Annotated in this window: 20 protein-coding genes, 1 tRNA gene and 1 other annotated feature; of the genes, 6 read left to right on the top strand and 15 right to left on the bottom strand. The window is 60.3% G+C overall.

Translation table 11 applies throughout. The annotated features are described in order from the left end of the window. A partial coding sequence (locus tag NW841_RS02240) for a hydantoinase/oxoprolinase family protein (protein ID WP_414385171.1) occupies window positions 1-1,862 on the top strand: 1,862 nt, incomplete at its 5' end. 23 nt (window positions 1,863-1,885) lie between these two features. On the opposite strand, the gene NW841_RS02235 is transcribed toward NW841_RS02240, so the two are convergent. Beyond that, window positions 1,886-1,958, bottom strand: a tRNA-His gene (locus tag NW841_RS02235). A gap of 62 nt (window positions 1,959-2,020) precedes the next feature. Between NW841_RS02235 and NW841_RS02230 the strand changes: the two genes are divergently transcribed. Further along, entirely contained in the window at window positions 2,021-2,809 is a 789-nt protein-coding gene (locus NW841_RS02230) for a photosystem II S4 domain protein (protein WP_414372176.1), read from the top strand. 46 nt (window positions 2,810-2,855) lie between these two features. On the opposite strand, the gene NW841_RS02225 is transcribed toward NW841_RS02230, so the two are convergent. The 14 genes from NW841_RS02225 to NW841_RS02160 form a co-directional block, all read right to left on the bottom strand. Then, window positions 2,856-3,767, bottom strand: a complete 912-nt coding sequence (locus tag NW841_RS02225) for a homogentisate phytyltransferase (RefSeq protein WP_414372178.1) — start codon at window positions 3,765-3,767, stop codon at window positions 2,856-2,858. A gap of 53 nt (window positions 3,768-3,820) precedes the next feature. Continuing rightward, window positions 3,821-4,324, bottom strand: a complete 504-nt coding sequence (locus NW841_RS02220) for a YceD family protein (protein WP_414365337.1) — start codon at window positions 4,322-4,324, stop codon at window positions 3,821-3,823. A 72-nt stretch (window positions 4,325-4,396) separates the two neighbouring features. Beyond that, window positions 4,397-5,032, bottom strand: coding sequence for a protein jag (locus NW841_RS02215; RefSeq protein ID WP_414385170.1), 636 nt, complete (start codon window positions 5,030-5,032; stop codon window positions 4,397-4,399). A gap of 77 nt (window positions 5,033-5,109) precedes the next feature. Then, the gene (gene yidC, locus NW841_RS02210; protein WP_414365341.1) at window positions 5,110-6,300 is read right to left on the bottom strand and encodes a membrane protein insertase YidC; all 1,191 of its coding nucleotides are present in this window, start codon (window positions 6,298-6,300) and stop codon (window positions 5,110-5,112) included. 281 nt (window positions 6,301-6,581) lie between these two features. Then, window positions 6,582-6,995: a 50S ribosomal protein L7/L12 gene (rplL, locus tag NW841_RS02205; RefSeq protein ID WP_414377056.1), complete on the bottom strand. Its 414-nt coding sequence runs from the start codon at window positions 6,993-6,995 to the stop codon at window positions 6,582-6,584. Between the two features lie 72 nt (window positions 6,996-7,067). Further along, a complete protein-coding gene (gene rplJ / locus NW841_RS02200) occupies window positions 7,068-7,631 on the bottom strand; it encodes a 50S ribosomal protein L10 (RefSeq protein WP_414385168.1) in 564 nt (187 codons plus the stop codon). 73 nt (window positions 7,632-7,704) lie between these two features. Further along, window positions 7,705-7,860: a sequence feature (ribosomal protein L10 leader region), on the bottom strand. 89 nt (window positions 7,861-7,949) lie between these two features. Then, entirely contained in the window at window positions 7,950-8,660 is a 711-nt protein-coding gene (gene rplA, locus NW841_RS02195) for a 50S ribosomal protein L1 (protein ID WP_414365347.1), read from the bottom strand. A gap of 76 nt (window positions 8,661-8,736) precedes the next feature. After that, the gene (rplK, locus tag NW841_RS02190; protein WP_011430609.1) at window positions 8,737-9,162 is read right to left on the bottom strand and encodes a 50S ribosomal protein L11; all 426 of its coding nucleotides are present in this window, start codon (window positions 9,160-9,162) and stop codon (window positions 8,737-8,739) included. A gap of 9 nt (window positions 9,163-9,171) precedes the next feature. Further along, window positions 9,172-9,843 carry a transcription termination/antitermination protein NusG gene (gene nusG / locus NW841_RS02185; protein WP_414365349.1) on the bottom strand — a complete coding sequence of 224 codons (672 nt, stop codon included), beginning with the start codon at window positions 9,841-9,843 and terminating at the stop codon, window positions 9,172-9,174. Window positions 9,844-9,938: 95 nt separating this feature from the next. Continuing rightward, window positions 9,939-10,166 (bottom strand): preprotein translocase subunit SecE, encoded by a 228-nt coding sequence (gene secE / locus NW841_RS02180; protein WP_414365355.1) that lies wholly within the window; start codon window positions 10,164-10,166, stop codon window positions 9,939-9,941. Window positions 10,167-10,312: 146 nt separating this feature from the next. Further along, the gene (locus NW841_RS02175; protein WP_414348063.1) at window positions 10,313-10,660 is read right to left on the bottom strand and encodes a hypothetical protein; all 348 of its coding nucleotides are present in this window, start codon (window positions 10,658-10,660) and stop codon (window positions 10,313-10,315) included. Next, on the bottom strand, window positions 10,651-11,412 hold the full coding sequence (gene trmD, locus NW841_RS02170; protein ID WP_414365353.1) for a tRNA (guanosine(37)-N1)-methyltransferase TrmD: 762 nt from the start codon (window positions 11,410-11,412) through the stop codon (window positions 10,651-10,653). Before trmD ends, NW841_RS02175 begins: the two co-directional genes overlap by 10 nt. 5 nt (window positions 11,413-11,417) lie before the next feature. Continuing rightward, on the bottom strand, window positions 11,418-11,822 hold the full coding sequence (locus tag NW841_RS02165; protein ID WP_414385166.1) for a hypothetical protein: 405 nt from the start codon (window positions 11,820-11,822) through the stop codon (window positions 11,418-11,420). 134 nt (window positions 11,823-11,956) lie between these two features. After that, on the bottom strand, window positions 11,957-12,151 hold the full coding sequence (locus tag NW841_RS02160) for a hypothetical protein (protein WP_414377048.1): 195 nt from the start codon (window positions 12,149-12,151) through the stop codon (window positions 11,957-11,959). Window positions 12,152-12,250: 99 nt separating this feature from the next. Here NW841_RS02160 and NW841_RS02155 point away from each other — a divergent pair, with 99 nt between their 5' ends. The 4 genes from NW841_RS02155 to NW841_RS02140 all read left to right on the top strand — a co-directional run bounded on the left by NW841_RS02155 (window position 12,251) and on the right by NW841_RS02140 (window position 16,243). Further along, window positions 12,251-13,456, top strand: a complete 1,206-nt coding sequence (locus NW841_RS02155) for a 5-(carboxyamino)imidazole ribonucleotide synthase (RefSeq protein WP_414385164.1) — start codon at window positions 12,251-12,253, stop codon at window positions 13,454-13,456. Further along, the gene (locus NW841_RS02150; RefSeq protein ID WP_414370844.1) at window positions 13,420-13,833 is read left to right on the top strand and encodes a hypothetical protein; all 414 of its coding nucleotides are present in this window, start codon (window positions 13,420-13,422) and stop codon (window positions 13,831-13,833) included. Before NW841_RS02155 ends, NW841_RS02150 begins: the two co-directional genes overlap by 37 nt. A gap of 6 nt (window positions 13,834-13,839) precedes the next feature. After that, window positions 13,840-14,376: a ribosomal protein S18-alanine N-acetyltransferase gene (rimI, locus tag NW841_RS02145; RefSeq protein ID WP_414377044.1), complete on the top strand. Its 537-nt coding sequence runs from the start codon at window positions 13,840-13,842 to the stop codon at window positions 14,374-14,376. 340 nt (window positions 14,377-14,716) lie between these two features. Beyond that, a complete protein-coding gene (locus NW841_RS02140; protein ID WP_414385161.1) occupies window positions 14,717-16,243 on the top strand; it encodes a mechanosensitive ion channel in 1,527 nt (508 codons plus the stop codon). Window positions 16,244-16,398: the final 155 nt, after the last annotated feature.

Raw genomic sequence — 16,398 nt, 5'->3', positions numbered from 1 at the left:
AGCTGGGCGCGGTCAAGGTAGACGTGTTCTGCCATGGTATGACGGTGGCCACCAACGCCCTCCTGGAGCGCAAGGGAGCCCCTACCCTGTTTTTGACCACGGCGGGTTTCCGGGATGTGCTGGCCATTGGCCGCCAAAACCGCCCCTCCCTCTACGACCTCACCCAGCCCAAGCCGGAGCCGGTGGTGCCCCGCCACCACTGCCTAGAGGTAAAGGAGCGCTGCAGCGCAAGCGGCGTGTTGGAGCCGCTGACGGAGGAGGAGATCCAGCGCGTCATCCGGGAGGTGGGAGAGCGGGTACGGCGGGATGGGATCCGCGCGGTGGGGGTGGGGTTTTTGTTTTCTTTCCTCTACCCGGAGCACGAGCAGCGCCTGGGGGCGGCTTTGCGCGAGGCCTTGCCCGGCTTGCACGTTTCCCTCTCCTGCGAAGTGACACCGGAGTTTCGCGAATACGAGCGCTTCAGCACCACAGCCATTGATGCCTACCTCAGCCCGGCGCTGGCGGGCTACCTGCACCGCTTGGCCCAAGGTTGTCGGGAGAGAGGGATCCCCGCCCCCCTGATCATGCAATCCTCCGGCGGCGTCACCTCCCTTGCTCAGGCGGCAGCCCACGCCTCGGTGGCATTGCTTTCGGGGCCGGCGGGCGGCGTTTACGGAGCGGCCTATGTGGGCCGTCTGAGCGGCTATTCCCATCTGCTCAGCCTGGACATGGGAGGAACCAGCACCGATGTGGCCCTCATTCAAGACGGCCTCCCTCAGGTTACCCCGTCAGCGGTGGTGTGCGGCCTGCCGGTGCAACAGCCTCAGATTGATATCCATACCGTCAGTGCCGGGGGCGGATCCCTGGCCTTGCTGTTGCCGGGCGGGGGGCTGCAGGTGGGGCCGGAAAGTGCCGGCTCCAACCCTGGGCCGGCCTGCTACGGGCGGGGAGGAACGGCTCCCACAGTAACCGACGCCAACCTTTGGCTGGGCTACCTGCCGGATGGGGGCTGGCTGGGGGACTCTGTTTGCCTGCGGCGGGACTTGGCTGGCCAGGCTATTGCGACGCTGGCGGAGCCCTTGGGTTTGAGTTTGGAGGAGACAGCTGTCGGCATTCGCACCCTGGCCAATGGGGCCATGGCACGGGCCTTGCGGGTGATTAGCGTGGAGCGGGGCTTGGATCCCGCCGATTTTGCCCTGCTGGCCTTTGGCGGAGCCGGGCCTATGCACGCCTGTGCCCTGGCAGAGGAGCTGGGGATCCGCCGCATCTTGATCCCGGCCTTTGCCGGTGTCCTCTCAGCGCTAGGTATGGCTGTGGCCAACCTACAGCGGGATTACCGGCGGGCCATCCTGCAGCCGCTGCGGCAACTGGAGTCGGCTGCCGAGGGATCCCTTTTGGCCCCATGGGCGGCGCCCCTCATCCGCCAGGCGAAAGCTGACCTGCAGGAGCCGGAGCTGTACTTCAGCTTAGACCTGCGCTATCGCGGCCAGTCCTTTGAGCTGGAGATCCCGGCCCAGTTGTCGGATCCAGTTTCTCTCTTGGAACAGCGGTTTCACCAGGCCCACCAGCAGCGCCACGGCTGGCAGGATCCCAGCCAGGTGGTGGAAGCCATCCAGTTGCGCCTGCGGGCGGTGCAGGCCTTGCCCAGCGTCCCGCTGCAAGCCCCCCCACCCTTGCCAGGGGATCCCTTCAAGGGGGAGCGACAGGCCTGGATGGGCGGCCAAATGCGTTCAGTCCCGGTTTACGATCGGCGGCGCATGGATGTGGGGTTTCCGCTACGCGGGCCGGCGATTGTGGAGATGCCTGAGGCTACCGTAGTCATCGAAGCCGGTTGGACAGGCAGCATCGACGCCGTGGGCACCCTGGTTTTAAGCTGCGAATAGAGGCCCCTTTCTCTCTTTGGCAGGGCGGACGATGGGACTCGAACCCACGAATGGAGGAACCACAATCCTCTGCCTTAACCACTTGGCTACGCCCGCCAGGATCCTGGGGATCTAGCTTAGCATGGGACAAACAGAACGAAGCCTTGAAGCGTCCCAACATGCTGCCCAGAGTCGATCTACTGAAAGGAGCGGAGTATCGAGAAACCTTAGCGCGCATTCTGGATCTGGGGGAGCAAGCCCTCAAAACCTGGCAAGTGGTCTGGAGCGATTTTCTCTCCCCGCCAGAGGTAGCCGAGGTGCAAAGCCGGTTGCACAACTTGGCTGAACTGCAGGTGGTGGCCTGGGGGGGCTATGCCCAGGCGGAGCGGCAACGCCTAGCCCTGGCTCGCTCTGAGGTCAGCTTGAAGGTGGAAGGCGCAGAAGGGATCCCCTTGGCCGCTGTTCAGATACAGGGAAACTTTCTTTTCGACCCGGCCACTCACCGCGATTTTTTGGGAGCCCTGCTGGGAGCTGGCATTGCCCGGGAGAAAGTGGGAGACATCCTTGTTTTAGGTGACACGGGGGCCCAGGCCATCGTTGTGCCGGAATTGGTGGACTATCTCAGCCTCAACCTGACGCAGGTGCGCAGCGTGCCCGTCAAGGTCAGCCCCATCCCTCTCAACCAATTAAAGGTTCAACCGCCGCGGGTGAAGTCCATCACCAGCGTGGAAGCCTCTTTGCGCCTGGATGCAGTGGCCTCGGCGGGATTTGGCCTGTCCCGCAGCAAGATGGTGGAAGAGATCCAGCGGGGAGAGGTGCGGGTTAATTGGAAGCCGATTACCCAAGCCAGCTACACTGTCGGCCCCCAGGATTGGATTGCTATTCGTGGTCGCGGTCGGCTGCAAATTGAAGAGGTAGCCGAGACGAAAAAAGGCCGCTTTCGCATCCAGATGAAGCGGTATCTCTAGGTTTTTGGAGATCTACTGCCTGCCTGAGATCCAGGGCGAGAAATCGCTAGGAAAAAGGGAAGAAGGCCCAAGGATAGAGCAAGTACTCCAAGTAAAACAACTTCCAGATCAGTTGATAATAGGCCACGATCGCGTCGCGGCAACCCAGATCCAGGCGAACACCATAGCCCACAAGGATTCCTAGCCCCAGCCCATGCCCTAACAGCATCCAGGCACCCTGGCCCATGAGAAGAAAATAGCTTCCCAAAGCGATAAACGCTAGGTAACAAGCGGCCAAAATGCCAATGCAAAACTTTGAGATCCGCTCCTGGCCAAAGCGCAACGAAAAGGTGGCAATGGCAAACCGCCGATCCCCCTCCATGTCGGGAATATCTTTGAAAAGGGCGATCACCAGCCCAAAAATAGACATAAACCCTGTCAGAAAAACAATGGGAGCAGAAAGCTCGACTTCCCCCTGCATCAACTGCTGAAAATGGCTGTACAGGCCCAGATTGACGATCAACCCCCGCACACAATAGATACAAGCCGAGGCCGCCAGCGGAAATCGTTTCAACCGCAGGGGGGGCAAGGAATAGGCGGTGCCGATTCCGTTGCTCAAAAGCACCGTCAACAACAGGTACGGGATCCCTGTCAGGGCCAATAGGATGGATGCCACCCCGCAGACGGCGACGATCCCCACCCCCTGTCGCCAACTCAGGGAGCCGGCGGCCAGGGGCAGATGGGGTTTGTTGATGCGGTCGATCTCGATATCCGTGAGCTGGTTGAGGCCGACAATATAGACATTGGCCGCCAGACAAGCCACCCAAGCCACGCCCAACTGGGGAAGGACAGTTAGCAGGGCCGTTGGTTCAACGGCCACGAACCCGGCCAGCAAGTAGAGGCCCAGCAGACTGGCACTGGTGCCGTAGACGGTGTGGGGCCGAGCAAAACGCCAGAGAACCTGCAAATATGGGGTCATTCTAGCCAGCAGCGATACAGCTCATGGCCCGGAGCCCCCCCCGTGGAGAGTGGCTAGGGATGGGGGGAGTCTTTAAGGAGGGCAGCCAGGGCCGACCAGCGGGGATCCACCGGAGGCGGCGCAGCCGATTCCACCACAATGCCCGGGCAATCGGGGCGACAGGGCAACTGGTGGGGCATCTCCAAATGCAGGTGTTGGTACATCCAGTCTTCGATATCCAGCTCGCCGTTGGGCGGCAGGCTCTCCAGCAGATCTTCTTCGTCCCGCAATTCCAGCTCTAGAGGCGGCGGTTCAGGACTGGGCTCCCGAATTAGGATGATCTCCTCAACCTGCAGGTGCAGCCGGTGGTTGAACTGCTGCAGGCAGCGGTGACAGGTGAGGGTGACGATGGTGCGGGCCTCGGCGCTCACCTCCAGGAAATGCCCCCGGTGGCTGGCCTGCAGGGATCCCTCCACAGGGGTCAAGCTCTCAAAACCTGAAAAAAACTGCCTAAACTGTACCTCTTGGGTTTGACCGGGCATCTGCCGCAGGTCGGATAGACGAATTGGCCTCAGCATGACATCCCCCTCTATACGTTCTGGGTAGCAGGGATCCCTAGAATCGCCCCTATCGGCAAGAGAGCCCCCAGGTCAGGGTCGAGAAGAGGCCCGCCGGATCACCAGACGACGGTCAGGCTCTTTGCCACGGCTGAAGGTTTCCAGATCGGCGTAGGCAGGGTCTTTCAGGAGCGTGTGGATCTGCCGCCGCTCGGCAGCAGAAAGATCGGGAAACTCGTATTCCCGACCACTGGTTCTCACCTTTTGCACCGCGACAGCAACCAAGGCTTTGAGCTCCTGCAAACGGCGCTGACGATAGCCATCCAGATCCAGGATATAGGGCTGCTGTTGGTCTTCTGGCTGGTTGAGGTTGAGAAGGGTGTTGGCCAGATACTGCAACGCATCCAAAACCACCGGGGAGCGCTCTTCCTCAGGGCCAGCTTCTTTGGACGACGGCAAGGGCAATGCAGGCGCTTTTGAGAGCAGCATTTGCTTCTGGGCCGGAGTTAGAGAATCGGCCTCAATTTCGATTATCTCCCCCACCACCCGCACCACTGCCGGGATTCCCATCGCCGCCAGCACCTGCTGCAACCACTGCCTGGCCCGTTCTCGATGTTCGGCAGGAGAAAGCTTGCCCTGGGAAGGCGCAACGGTTCCCTCAGACTTCTGATGCGATTTTTTGGCGGCGGATCCCTTCAAAGATCCCGTAGAGGACTCAGGGGGGCTCATCCTGGGCAGCTTCCAATTCTGAAGAGGTATCAAGCACTCGACCGTAAGCTCACCCCACGCCAAGCAGCAAGGACTGCCTAGGGCTCAAAGGGCAGGGATTCGCGCCCTCCCCCGGCTGCCTTTGGCTTGGCCGGTCGGTCAACCTCCTTGGCTTCCACCGTGATCACCTGGGCAGCGCGGCGGCGCTCCTCTTCCACCAACCGCTGCAAGTTCTCCGGCAACGGCTCCCGCGAGAGCAAGAAGGTTTGCACAGTTTGGAAGATGTTGGAGACAAGGATATAGAGCAAAACTCCAGCCGGCAAGGGGAAGAACAGGAACATTGCTGAGAACAGCACAGGGGTGATGCGAGCCATCGAGCTCTGGCTGGGATCCTCTTGGCCTGTCTCCTGGCCAGCGTTGGTCAGGGATTGGTTCAGGTAAATGGAGACGCCGAAAAGGACAATCATGCCGATGATGTCCCAGTGGATGGTGCCATCCGGGTCAAAGGCGCCGACACGGCCTAACTTGTCGATAAACAGAAAGCCCGTGTCAGAGGCTAGGCCCGGGATCGCAACCTCCACAGTCACTTCCCCTGGCTGCAGGGCCAGCAAGGTGCCATCCGGCTGGATCTGGGCCCGCTCTTCTCCTTTGGTGATCTTCCAGGTGGGCTGCAACAGGCTGGGATCCCCGCCCGCTTCTGCCACCAACTGCTCAAAGGGCTTGCCCCCCGGCCCCTGCAGCAGAAACTGCACCTGCTCCCCTACGGCAATCTTGGTGCCTTTGGGCTCCACCAGCACCACTGGCTTGTGTACCGAGTCGGCGACGAAGATGTTCTTACTGGGGCTGACGTAGGGGGTGGGCACCACCTCTGCCGCCACCTCTGCTGGCAAGATCTGCAGGTTGACGTCGTAGGTAACCGCTGCAAAGGGGGATCCCCGCAGCGTGGCAAAGAGAGCAAAGAGCACCGGCATTTGAATCAAAAGCGGCAGACAACCCGACAGCGGGTTGACTCCCAGCTCGCTGTACAGTTTGGCCTGGGCGTCGCGCAGCTTTTGTGGGTCATCCCGGTACTTCTCCTGGATTTCTTGCATCCGCCGCCGCATCAAAGGGTTAATCACCTTCATGCGCCGCATGTTGCGGATAGATCCGACGTTGAGCGGGTAGAGGGCAAAGCGGATCACCAACGTCAGGAAGATGATGGCCAGTCCATAGCTGGGCACGATCCCGTAGAAAAAATCCAGGATCGGCAGCATGACGTTGTTGGAAAGAAATCCGACTCCGAAGTCCATGGGGGGTGCTGGCGAACGTCCGTAACCCATTGTAATGGTTTCCGACCGGCTGACGAGGGCGTTTTCAGGGTTTAACCGCCCCAATCGGCAAGGGGGATCAGCCCAGCAATTTCCCTGCCTCTCCGAGGGAGAGGGGCAGAGCGCGGCGGCGTATCAGCGAAAAAGGAGGAGCTGCTTTGCCCCTCCTTCATCGTTCTGGTTAAACTTGGAGCTCTGGCAGCTCCCTTGTGCTGGGAGCAAGAGACGCTCTGAATGAGGATCCCTTTCCCCTGCTGATGGAACTACTTGACCTTGACCGTAGCGCCAGCTTCCTCCAGCTTCTTCTTGATCTCGTTGGCTTCCTCTTTGGGGATCCCTTCCTTGACCGGTTTGGGAGCGGCCTCCACAAGATCTTTGGCATCTTTCAGGCCCAAGCCGGTCAACTCGCGCACCACCTTGAGGACGGCGATCTTCTTATCCGCAGGGACAGCCTCGAGAATGACATCAAAGGCCGTTTGCTCTTCCACCGGTTCAGCCGCCGCTGCTGGCGCCGGTGCCGCTGCCGCTGCCACGGGAGCAGCCATAACCATGCCACCTGCTGGGGCAGCCGCATTGACGCCAAAGGTTTCTTCGATGGCTTTCACCAACTCGGCAGCCTCCAACAAGCTCAATGCTTTCAACTCTTCCAGGATCTTTTGAACACGCTCCGAAGCCATGGTCTTGTCTCCTCAGGGTAACGAAGTGGATAGGTGGAATTGGGTTGATGAACCCAACACAGGTCGATCCCGTCAGGCCGCCTCCTTGTCGGCAATAGCCCGGATGGCCCTTGCCAGGGAGGCCGGGATCTCATGGATACCGCGAGCCACTTGCGTGGGCACTGCATTGAGCCCCACTGCCAGTCGGGTGGCCACCGACTTGAGGCTGCCCGCCACTTGGGCCATGAGCACCTCCTTGGGCGGCAGCTCGGCGATGGCCTTGGCCTGATCCAAGGTCAGGGATAGCCCCTCGGCAGCGGCGCCGCGGAATTCGGTCTTCTTGGTTTGCTTGGCGAAATCTTGATACGCCTTCAGGGCCGCTGGAATATCACCCCGGATCATGATAAAGGCCGTCGGCCCTGACAGGAAGGGAAGAATCCCTGCCCAAGCCTTTTGGTCGGCGACAGCCCGCCGCATCAAGGTATTTTTAACCACCATGCAGACAGCATCCGCCTTGCGCAGCTCCGCCCGCAGTTGGTTCATCTCGGAAACGGTCAGCCCCTTGTAGTCGATGACCAGCACCATTTGGCTGGCTTGCAACAGGGATCGAACTTCATCGACCACCTCCGCTTTTTTCGCTACAGGTTGCTTGCCCATGCGCTCACCTCCTTTGTTGTCACTGGCTTACTGAGGGCCGAACAGGTGTTGCCGTCGGAAGGGGGTATCTAGAGCCGCCAAATAGAATGCGTCCCAGCCAGAGCCGAGACGCATTGAGGCAGGCATAACCCAGCAATCCACAACGGGATCCCTTTGCACTCCACTCAAACCTCGGCAGGACATTAAGCCCCTAGGCACCTGCTGTCTTCGGCTTGCTATTCAACTGTGGGAAGCTCTTCTCTGCCCAGATCCTCCAGAAAAATAGTCAATTCAAACGGCAAGCAACTGCCTTTTTCCCTTTGCAGCGCCGAAGCAGCCTTAAGCAACCAACTTCAGCTCTCGCAGGGCATTGATGTCAACCTCAATCGAGGGGCCCATTGTAGCACAAACATGTAGGGCTCGCCAATACTTGCCCTTGGCTCCAGGGGGACGGTTGCGGTCAACAGACTCTTGCACGGCTTTCAAGTTTTCCAGCAGTGCTTCGACAGGGAACTTGCACTTGCCGAAAATCAAATGCACAATGCCGGTTTTGTCCGCCCGGTACTCCAGCTTGCCGGCTTTGAACTCCTTGATGGCTTGGGCCAAATCCATGGTGACCGTCCCACCCTTGGGAGAGGGCATGAGGCCACGCGGCCCCAATAGGCGCCCCAGCTTAGCAACCTGGGGCATCACATCGGGGGTGGCAATCAGCAGGTCGAAATCGATCATGCCCTTGCCGATCTCCTCGATTAGGTCTTCAAAGCCCACCCGGTCGGCTCCTGCGTTCTGGGCTTCCGTAACCTTCTCGCCACGGGCAATCACCGCCACCCGAATCTCCTGCCCGGTGCCGCGGGGCAAGACGACGGTGGTGCGCAACTGCTGGTCGGCATACTTGGGATCGATCCCCAGGCGGATGTGAACCTCTGCCGCCTCGTCAAATTTGGCAGTGGCCGTCTCCTTCATCAGGGCCAGGGCTTCTGCGGGGGGATAGGCAATGGGCTTGACCTTCTCCCGCAAAGCCTGCATACGTTTGGACAGTTTTCGAGCCATCGTTTCTCCTCGGGGTGCTGGCGAGAACCTCTCTCCCCCAAAACTTCAAGACAACAATCAGACTAAAGATCCTTCATCAATCGACGATTGTCACCCCCATGCTGCGGGCAGTGCCGGCGATGATTTTCATAGCCGCCTCCACATCACGGGCATTCAAATCGGGCAACTTCTGCTCGGCAATCTGACGCAGTTGCGCTCGCGTCAGGGATCCCACCTTGACTTTGTGGGGCTCACTGGATCCCGACTCAATGCCGAGGGCTTTTTTGATCAACACCGAAGCCGGCGGCGTCTTGAGGACGAAGGTGAAGCTGCGATCCTCGTAAATCGAGATCTCGACCGGCACCACCATCCCGGCTTGATCCGCCGTTTTGGCGTTATATTCCTTGCAGAAGGCCATGATGTTAACCCCGTGCTGGCCCAGCGCCGGGCCGATGGGGGGGGCGGGGGTGGCTTTGCCCGCCTGGATGGCCAGCTTGACCACTGCCACCAGTTTCTTAGCCATGAAACGCCGTTACACCTCTTTTCGCACTTGACCAAACTCTAATTCTACCGGAGTATCGCGCCCGAAAATCGAGATCAAGGCCTTGAGCTTGCCCCGCTCTGGGCTGACATCCACCACTTCGCCGTAAAATCCTTGGAAGGGGCCGGAGAGCACCTCGATGCGATCCCCAGGTGCCATGTCGATCTTGAGGGGCACTTCCTCCACCTCAACGCTGCTGAAGATGCGCTGGACTTCGCTTGGGCTGAGGGGCCGTGGCGTCACATGGCCCCGACCACGACCGTAGGCCCGCTTTTCTTCCGTGCCAACGAAGTTGATCACGTTGGGGGTAGTTTTCACCACCATCCAGGTGTCGTCGTTGAGATCCATGCGCACCAGCACATAGCCGGGAAAAATCTTTTCCTCTTGTTCCTGGCGCTTGCCGGATCGATCTAGCTTGAAGCCCGTCCGCTTCGGGATCACCACCTCGACAATCTGATCTGCCACATCCAGAGCCGCCGCCCGTTGCATCAGGGTGCTTTTGACTTTGTTTTCGCAGCCTGAGGCCACCTGCACAGCGTACCAGCGCAGGTTGCGACGACCTTGACTTTCGCCTTCTTCCCCTTCTGGCGCCGTGTCTACAGGCTCTAGGGGCTCAGGGTGGCCCCCACGGCGTTTCCACCGCTGCTCTGGCTTTGGGCTCATCACCTCACCTCCTCTCTGTGTCTGTCTGTATGCATGGGCCTCCCGTCCCCAAAAATGAATAGGGATCCCTGGCAGGGGCCATCTGAGAAAGAACCTCACGAGAACAGTTGAGTGGCCAGCCAGCCAAACAGTTGATCGACCAGGTAGATGAACGAGGCGAAGGCCAACACAATCAGTAAGACGCCCACCGATTCGCTAATCAGTTGCTGGCGGCTCGGCCAAACAATTTTGGCCAATTCCGCGCGGGTCTCCTGGAGGAAGCCGAGAATCCCCTTGGACTCAGGGGAGTTGTCCCTGGAGTGGCCCCGGCTGGCGGGATCCAAACGTTGTTCCGTATCGGCCTTGCTGGAAGAGGTGCTTTTAACCACGGCGGTATCTCCTGCTGGATCCCGAAAACGGTGCGCCACCTTTTGGCGCACTCAAGATCGGCTTAGCGATCTTAACAGATCTGTTGGGGGTGGGATCCCTCTCAAGGGGTGGGAGTGGGCTCAGGCGTCAGCGCCCTCGGGGAGAGCACCAAAGGGCGGCGGGAGCGGTTGAATTGCTCTACCGCTGCGTCGATCCCGGCCTTGCTGTCCCAACGCGAGGCAGCATTTTGCCGGGAGAGAAACTCGGCGGCCCGCAGGAGGTCGTTCATGTCAATGCTGGTGCCGTCGAACAACTGGACGTTGCGGTCGCGGCGGATGGCCTCATTGACATCTCCCCTTTGGGCCAAGGCAACCTCGGCACTGGCCAGGATCCCCAGCAGAAGCAGACCCAGGGCCGCAGGGATCCCGCGCCGGGGGTTGAGGGGGGAGCGGAGACGGTTTACAAACATTGATCCTGTTCCTCCGCATCGGTGTGCTGCTCGGCCAGCCCCTCTGCCAGCAACTGTTGTTCTTCGGGCGTGAGGGGGCGTTTGGCCAACAGGTCTGGCCGCCTTTGCCAGGTGCGAACCAACTGCTGTTGCAGACGCCAACGGGCAATGGCTCGGTGGTCGCCTGAGAGAAGCACCGGCGGCACCTTGTGCCCTTGGAACTCCGGTGGACGGGTGTACTGGGGATACTCCAGCAGCCCCGTCTCGAAACTTTCGCTCCTCAGCGAGTCCATTTTACCAACTGTGCCCGGCAAGAGCCGCACCACGCCGTTGATCAAGGCCAGCGCCGGGATCTCCCCCCCCGTCAAGACAAAATCGCCCAGCGACACCTCGCGGGTGGCCAGATATTGGCGGATCCGCTCGTCAAAGCCCTCGTACTGGCCACAGAGCAGGATGAGCTGCGCCTTTTGGGCCAGCTCCCGCAGCAGCGCCTGGTTCAGCGGTTGCCCCTGCGGCGTGAGCAAGATGATCTCGTAGGGATCCAGGCGGGGCAAGGAGGCGACGGCAGCAAAAAAGGGCTCTGGCTTGAGCACCATGCCCACCCCACCCCCGTAGGGCTCATCATCGACCCGGCGGTGCTTGTCGGTGGCAAAGTCCCGCGGGTTGGTGCAGTGAACCTCGGCAATCCCCTGCTCCAGGGCTTTGCCCACCAGCCCGATGCGCAGCGGCGTTGCAAAAAATTCTGGGAAGAGGGTGATGACGTCGAACCGCACAAGACTTAGGACGAGGCAGAGGGAGGCTCGGTGCGCAGCCGCTCCAGATCCAGGCGCAAAGACTCGATCTGGTGGATCAGCTCCATCAGCTCGGCCATTTCTTCTTTGGAGATAGGGGCAGGGGAAGCCGTGGTCGGGGGGGCGCTTTCAGCAGGGGCGGGCCTCTCGCTCTCTGGGGCGGGGGCGTTGGCGGCTGGATCCCTGAGACTTTCAACGTAGCGAACGGCTTCCTGTTCGATCAACTCCCCCTTTTGCTCCAGTTCTGCTGCCAGTTGCGCCAGATCCATCGAGAGGCGGTTGAGGTTTTCGGCCCGCTTTTCCGGGTCTTGGAGGATCTCCACCAGGGCAGTGGCCGCGCCGTAGAAAAGGTGGCGAGCCCGCGTGAACCAATCTGAAGAGCGAGAACTCATGGCAGCAGAAACAGGTGGGTTCTGAATTATTCTAGGCGATCCGCCCACCGGAACTGGCCCAGGACGACAGAGTGCCCGGCAGCCCAAGTAGGGATCCGTTCTCTGAAGTTTTGAGGAGAACCTGGGGATGGGGCTCAATCCACAGCTTGGATCTCGCCGCTGCTGAGGCGCTCCACAACCAATTCCAGCAGCTCGTGCTCTTCTGGGGAAATCTCTTGATCGGCCATGACGGCATTGAGGATCTGCTGTTGTTCAGCGCGGGTTAGGACCTTATCTGCCAAGGCCCGGTCAATCAAAGCTCTGAGCTCAGAGGGTTGAGGGGATTGCACTGTTTTGCTCCTAGCGCTCGAGGGCAAGGGATCCCATAATGATTTCTGGATCCAAGATGCAACAGATAGCAGCATACCCGTCAGTATAGCGAGACAGTGGTGGAACCCCAGGTATCCCCAAAAACCCAGAGCTTCCAACCGGTGGGGGTGATCGGCGGCGGGCAGTTGGCGCAGATGTTGGCTTTGGCGGCCCGCCCCTTGGGGATCCCGCTGATCGTGCAGGCCGCTGCCCCCACCGATCCGGCGGTGGCAGTAGCCGACGGTGTGGTCTGGGGTGCTGTGACGGACACTCAGGCCACAGCCCAGTTGCTGCAACGCTGCCCGGTGGTAACTTTTGAGAACGAGTTCATCCCGCTGCCGGAGCTGCGCAAGTTGGATCCGCAGGGATCCCGCTTTCGCCCTCGCCTGAGCACCCTAGAGCCGCTGCTGGACAAGTTGCACCAACGGCAGTTCTTGGCGGAGTTGGGGGTGCCGGTGCCGGCCTTTTGCCCTGCGGAGACGGCAGACCTATCTGGGTTGGGCTTTCCGGTGGTGCTCAAGCGGCGGCGGCAGGGCTACGATGGCCAGGGCACCCGCATCCTGCCCGACCGAGCAACCTTGCAACAGGCTCTGGCCGAGTATGCCGGGATCCCGCTGCTGCTGGAAGAGTGGATCCCGTTTGAGCGGGAGCTGGCGGTGATCGTGGCCCGCGGGCTGGCGGGGGAGATCCAACTCTACCCGGTGGTGGAAACTGTGCAGATCGAGCAGGTCTGCCGCTATGTGCTGGCGCCCGCCCGCCTTCCCCCGACTGTCGAGGCCGAGATTCGCGACCTGGCGGTCAAGGTGATGGACAAGTTGGACGCGGTGGGTGTGTTCGCCATCGAGCTCTTCTGGGTGCCGCCGCCCCACCCCAAGGCCGGGATCTGGATCAACGAGATCTCACCGCGGGTTCACAACTCCGGCCACTACACCCTGGAAGCCTGCCACACCTCCCAGTTTGAGCAACATCTGCGCGCTATCCTCGGCCTCCCCTTGGGGGATCCCTCCCTCAAGTGTGGGGGAGCAGTGATGGTGAACCTCTTGGGTTATGAGCACTCCAGCAGTGACTATGCCCAAAAGCGGCAGCGCCTGGCGGGGATCCCCAATGCCACGCTGCACTGGTACCACAAAACCCCTGCCCGCCCCGGGCGCAAGCTGGGCCATGTCACGGTCTGTCTACCCCATCCTCCTTCTCCTGCGGAAGCGGCAGACCTTGTCCATACCCTCGAAGCCCTCTGGTATCCCCAGCCATGGATCCCACCTTTTCTCCAGCCATCCAAGCCCTGATCGCGGCCCTGCAACGGCGGGATGTGCCCGCGGTGGCGCAGCAGGTCAACAGCCTCTCTCCCCAAGAGCGTTCCGCGGTGTTGACCCCCGCTCTCCAATACCTTGCCGAGGTGGATCCCGACAGCGCCCGCTGGTTTGTTCGCCACCTCATGGCCCCCGCCGTCAAAGCCCAACTGCGAGCAGGGATCCTCAAAGCCGCCCAAGATTACCTCCAGGAGGCCGGCTTCCAAGAAGGGATCGACTACGAGCTCAAGCCCCATCCCCAATCGGGGGGCCAGATCTTGAGCCTTAGCCGCCGAGCCCTGCCCTACGCCGCCCCGGATGACGATCCCTTTGGGCAGTTGTTGCTATCGGAGTTCTGCGAATTGCGGGACTAGACCACCATGGGTAGCACAAGTTATCGGCTGCAGATGCTCGACATCACCGCCCTGCCCCAATTGCTGGAGCTAGATCGACGCTGCTACGGCGGACACTGGGGGGAACAGGGGTATCGCGCGGAGCTGGAACGGCCCACCAGCACGGTGATTGGGGTTGTGGCGGAACCGGTTGCCGTTGGCGCTTCCTGTGGCTCGGGCCGAACAGAGTTCTCCCTTCCCTCTCCAGACCTCGCGACGCCGACGCAAACAGCACCAGCGCTGGTGGGCTTTGGCATCCTCTGGCGCATCGAAGAAGAAGGCCACATCATCTCGCTGGCGGTGGATCCCGGTCACCGGCGACAAGGCTTGGGCCGCAGGATCCTAGAAGCGCTCCTAGACCAAGCTAGAGCAGCAGGCTGTCGCTGGGCCACGTTGGAAGTGAGGGCTTCCAACCACGCCGCCATCCACCTCTATGAATCGGCAGGGTTTCAATTGCTGGGACGCCGCAAGGGCTATTACAACAACGGAGAAGATGGGCTGGTGTATTGGAAGAAACCGATTTAAGCTTAGGAAAAACCAACACTAAAGAACTGCAAAAGTTTTCCCCTATACACCTAAACCTTAAATTTTCTTGGGCAGCACCCCTGCAGCTTGGCTCAACCCTTGCTACCCATGGATAGATGTAAAGCTTTGTTTCAAGACCCGCCGTTTCTTTTGACATTTGAGGCTTTCTCCCAGACAAACCCAGCTTGCCCAAGGAAGCACTTCAGGCTAACCTACTTTTATCATTTGTCCATCCTGAGCATTTCAGGCTGTGAGGGTAATTATGGACACCCCTGTAAACACCTTTAGAGATGAGACTGTCTCTTTTTTTGTCAATCTTTGGTCCAGGCTTATCGATTTTATGCCCAATCTGCTGGCGGCGATTTTCATCCTAATTCTGGGTTGGATCGTGGCCACGGCGGTGGCCTTTGGCGTTCGGGGGCTGCTCAAGCGGACGCAGCTCGATAACCGCCTGGCTGCTTGGATTATGGGCCAAAAGCCTGGGGAGAAGCTGCCGCAAACGGAGCGTTGGGTGGCCGCTGCTGTTTACTGGATCATCCTGGCTTTTGTGTTGGTGGCGGTGCTGAATGCCCTACAGCTTCAGGCCGTCTCCGATCCGCTCAATCGGTTTTTAGGCGAAATCTTTGTCTATCTGCCGCGGCTGGGTGGAGCCCTGGTGCTGCTGGTGGTGGGCTGGACGGTGGCCACGGTTGCCCGCCTAGCGGTCATTCAGGGGCTACGGCGCTTTAACTTGGACGAGCGGCTGGCTCAGCCTCTCCAACAGGAGAGCGCTGCCGGTGAGGTGGGTACAGAAGCGGCCACAGAAGGAACGGCTGCAAAGTCAGAGGGGGGGGCTGAGGTCGCTCCTTTTCTCTTGAATGAAGCTCTGGGTGACGCCCTCTACTGGTTGATTCTCTTGTTCTTTTTGCCGCTCATCCTGGATACGCTGAACCTGCGGGGGCCGCTGCGGCCGGTGCAAAACCTGCTGGATCAAATCCTGTCGATGGTGCCGCGCATTTTGGGAGCGCTCATCATTGGTGTGGTGGGCTGGTTTTTGGCCCGCATCGTGCGCGGCCTCATCTCGAATTTGCTAGTGGCAGCAGGAGCCAACCGCTTGGGGGCCCGCTTTGGCATTCCCCAGTTGGCCCAGATTGTCGGGACGGTGGCCTACATCTTGGTGTTGATCCCGGCGGTGATTGCGGCTCTCAATGCTCTGGAAATCCGGGCCATCTCGGATCCGGCGGTGGCGATGCTGGAGCAGGTGTTGCGGGCCATTCCCCGAATGGCAGGATCGGCTCTGATTCTGGCCGTCTTTTACTGGCTGGGGCAGTTTTTGGCGGGCTTGGTGACCCAGTTGCTGCAGGCGGTGGGCTTCGACCGCTTGGCTGCTGGCCTGGGCTTGCCCTTGGCCCCTGCTCCTGAAGCGCCTGCCGCTGAAGGGGAGTTGGTGAAGCGGCGCACCCCCTCTGAAATTGCTGGCCTGGTGGTCTGGGTGGGCGTGGTCTTGTTCGGGGCGGTGCCGGCGGTGGAGCTGTTGCAGTTTGCTGCTTTAACCGACATCGTAGAGGGGCTGTTGCTGATTTCTGGGCGGGTGCTCATCGGCGCCTTGGTGTTCGGGATCGGCCTTTACTTGGCCAATTTGGCCCATTCCATGATCAAGAGCTTGGGCAACCCCTCTGCAGGCGTGCTGGCGCAGGCGGCGCGGGTGGCCATCTTGGTTTTCGTCGGCGCCATGGCCTTACAACAGATGGGTGTAGCCACCGACATTGTGGTGCTAGCTTTTGGCCTAGTGCTGGGCGCGATTGCCGTCGCGGTGGCTTTGGCTTTTGGTTTGGGAGGTCGCGATGTGGCTGCCGAGCAGATCCGGCAGTGGCTGAAGCGGGAGTGAAAAGGCCAAATCTGCTAGAGGAATTGCTCTTCCTACCCAAAGAGAGCAGCGCTTCTTAAGGAGTGGCCATGCCACCCATCCGATGTTCCCCTCGAGGTTAACCCTGTTTTGCTTGCAAATGTACCCCGCCTGGCAAAACGCTCGGCGGGGTCTTG

Source organism: Synechococcus sp. H60.3, assembly GCF_047462295.1.
Taxonomy (GTDB): Bacteria; Cyanobacteriota; Cyanobacteriia; order Thermostichales; family Thermostichaceae; genus Thermostichus.
Note: the sequence above shows the minus strand (reverse complement) of the source record. Positions and strands in the feature narration are given on the sequence as shown.

What these genes read in the sequence shown, in the direction of transcription:
- NW841_RS02140 (WP_414385161.1), top strand. Translation starts at nt 14,717, where the DNA reads ATGCCCAATCTGCTGGCGGCGATTTTCATCCTAATTCTGGGTTGGATC.
- rplA (WP_414365347.1), bottom strand. Translation starts at nt 8,660, where the DNA reads ATGGCTCGAAAACTGTCCAAACGTATGCAGGCTTTGCGGGAGAAGGTC.
- NW841_RS02165 (WP_414385166.1), bottom strand. Translation starts at nt 11,822, where the DNA reads ATGAGTTCTCGCTCTTCAGATTGGTTCACGCGGGCTCGCCACCTTTTC.
- NW841_RS02230 (WP_414372176.1), top strand. Translation starts at nt 2,021, where the DNA reads ATGCTGCCCAGAGTCGATCTACTGAAAGGAGCGGAGTATCGAGAAACC.
- nusG (WP_414365349.1), bottom strand. Translation starts at nt 9,843, where the DNA reads ATGAGCCCAAAGCCAGAGCAGCGGTGGAAACGCCGTGGGGGCCACCCT.
- yidC (WP_414365341.1), bottom strand. Translation starts at nt 6,300, where the DNA reads ATGGACTTCGGAGTCGGATTTCTTTCCAACAACGTCATGCTGCCGATC.
- NW841_RS02175 (WP_414348063.1), bottom strand. Translation starts at nt 10,660, where the DNA reads ATGTTTGTAAACCGTCTCCGCTCCCCCCTCAACCCCCGGCGCGGGATC.
- rplL (WP_414377056.1), bottom strand. Translation starts at nt 6,995, where the DNA reads ATGGCTTCGGAGCGTGTTCAAAAGATCCTGGAAGAGTTGAAAGCATTG.
- NW841_RS02215 (WP_414385170.1), bottom strand. Translation starts at nt 5,032, where the DNA reads ATGAGCCCCCCTGAGTCCTCTACGGGATCTTTGAAGGGATCCGCCGCC.
- rplK (WP_011430609.1), bottom strand. Translation starts at nt 9,162, where the DNA reads ATGGCTAAGAAACTGGTGGCAGTGGTCAAGCTGGCCATCCAGGCGGGC.
- rplJ (WP_414385168.1), bottom strand. Translation starts at nt 7,631, where the DNA reads ATGGGCAAGCAACCTGTAGCGAAAAAAGCGGAGGTGGTCGATGAAGTT.
- NW841_RS02220 (WP_414365337.1), bottom strand. Translation starts at nt 4,324, where the DNA reads ATGCTGAGGCCAATTCGTCTATCCGACCTGCGGCAGATGCCCGGTCAA.
- rimI (WP_414377044.1), top strand. Translation starts at nt 13,840, where the DNA reads ATGGGTAGCACAAGTTATCGGCTGCAGATGCTCGACATCACCGCCCTG.
- NW841_RS02225 (WP_414372178.1), bottom strand. Translation starts at nt 3,767, where the DNA reads ATGACCCCATATTTGCAGGTTCTCTGGCGTTTTGCTCGGCCCCACACC.
- NW841_RS02150 (WP_414370844.1), top strand. Translation starts at nt 13,420, where the DNA reads ATGGATCCCACCTTTTCTCCAGCCATCCAAGCCCTGATCGCGGCCCTG.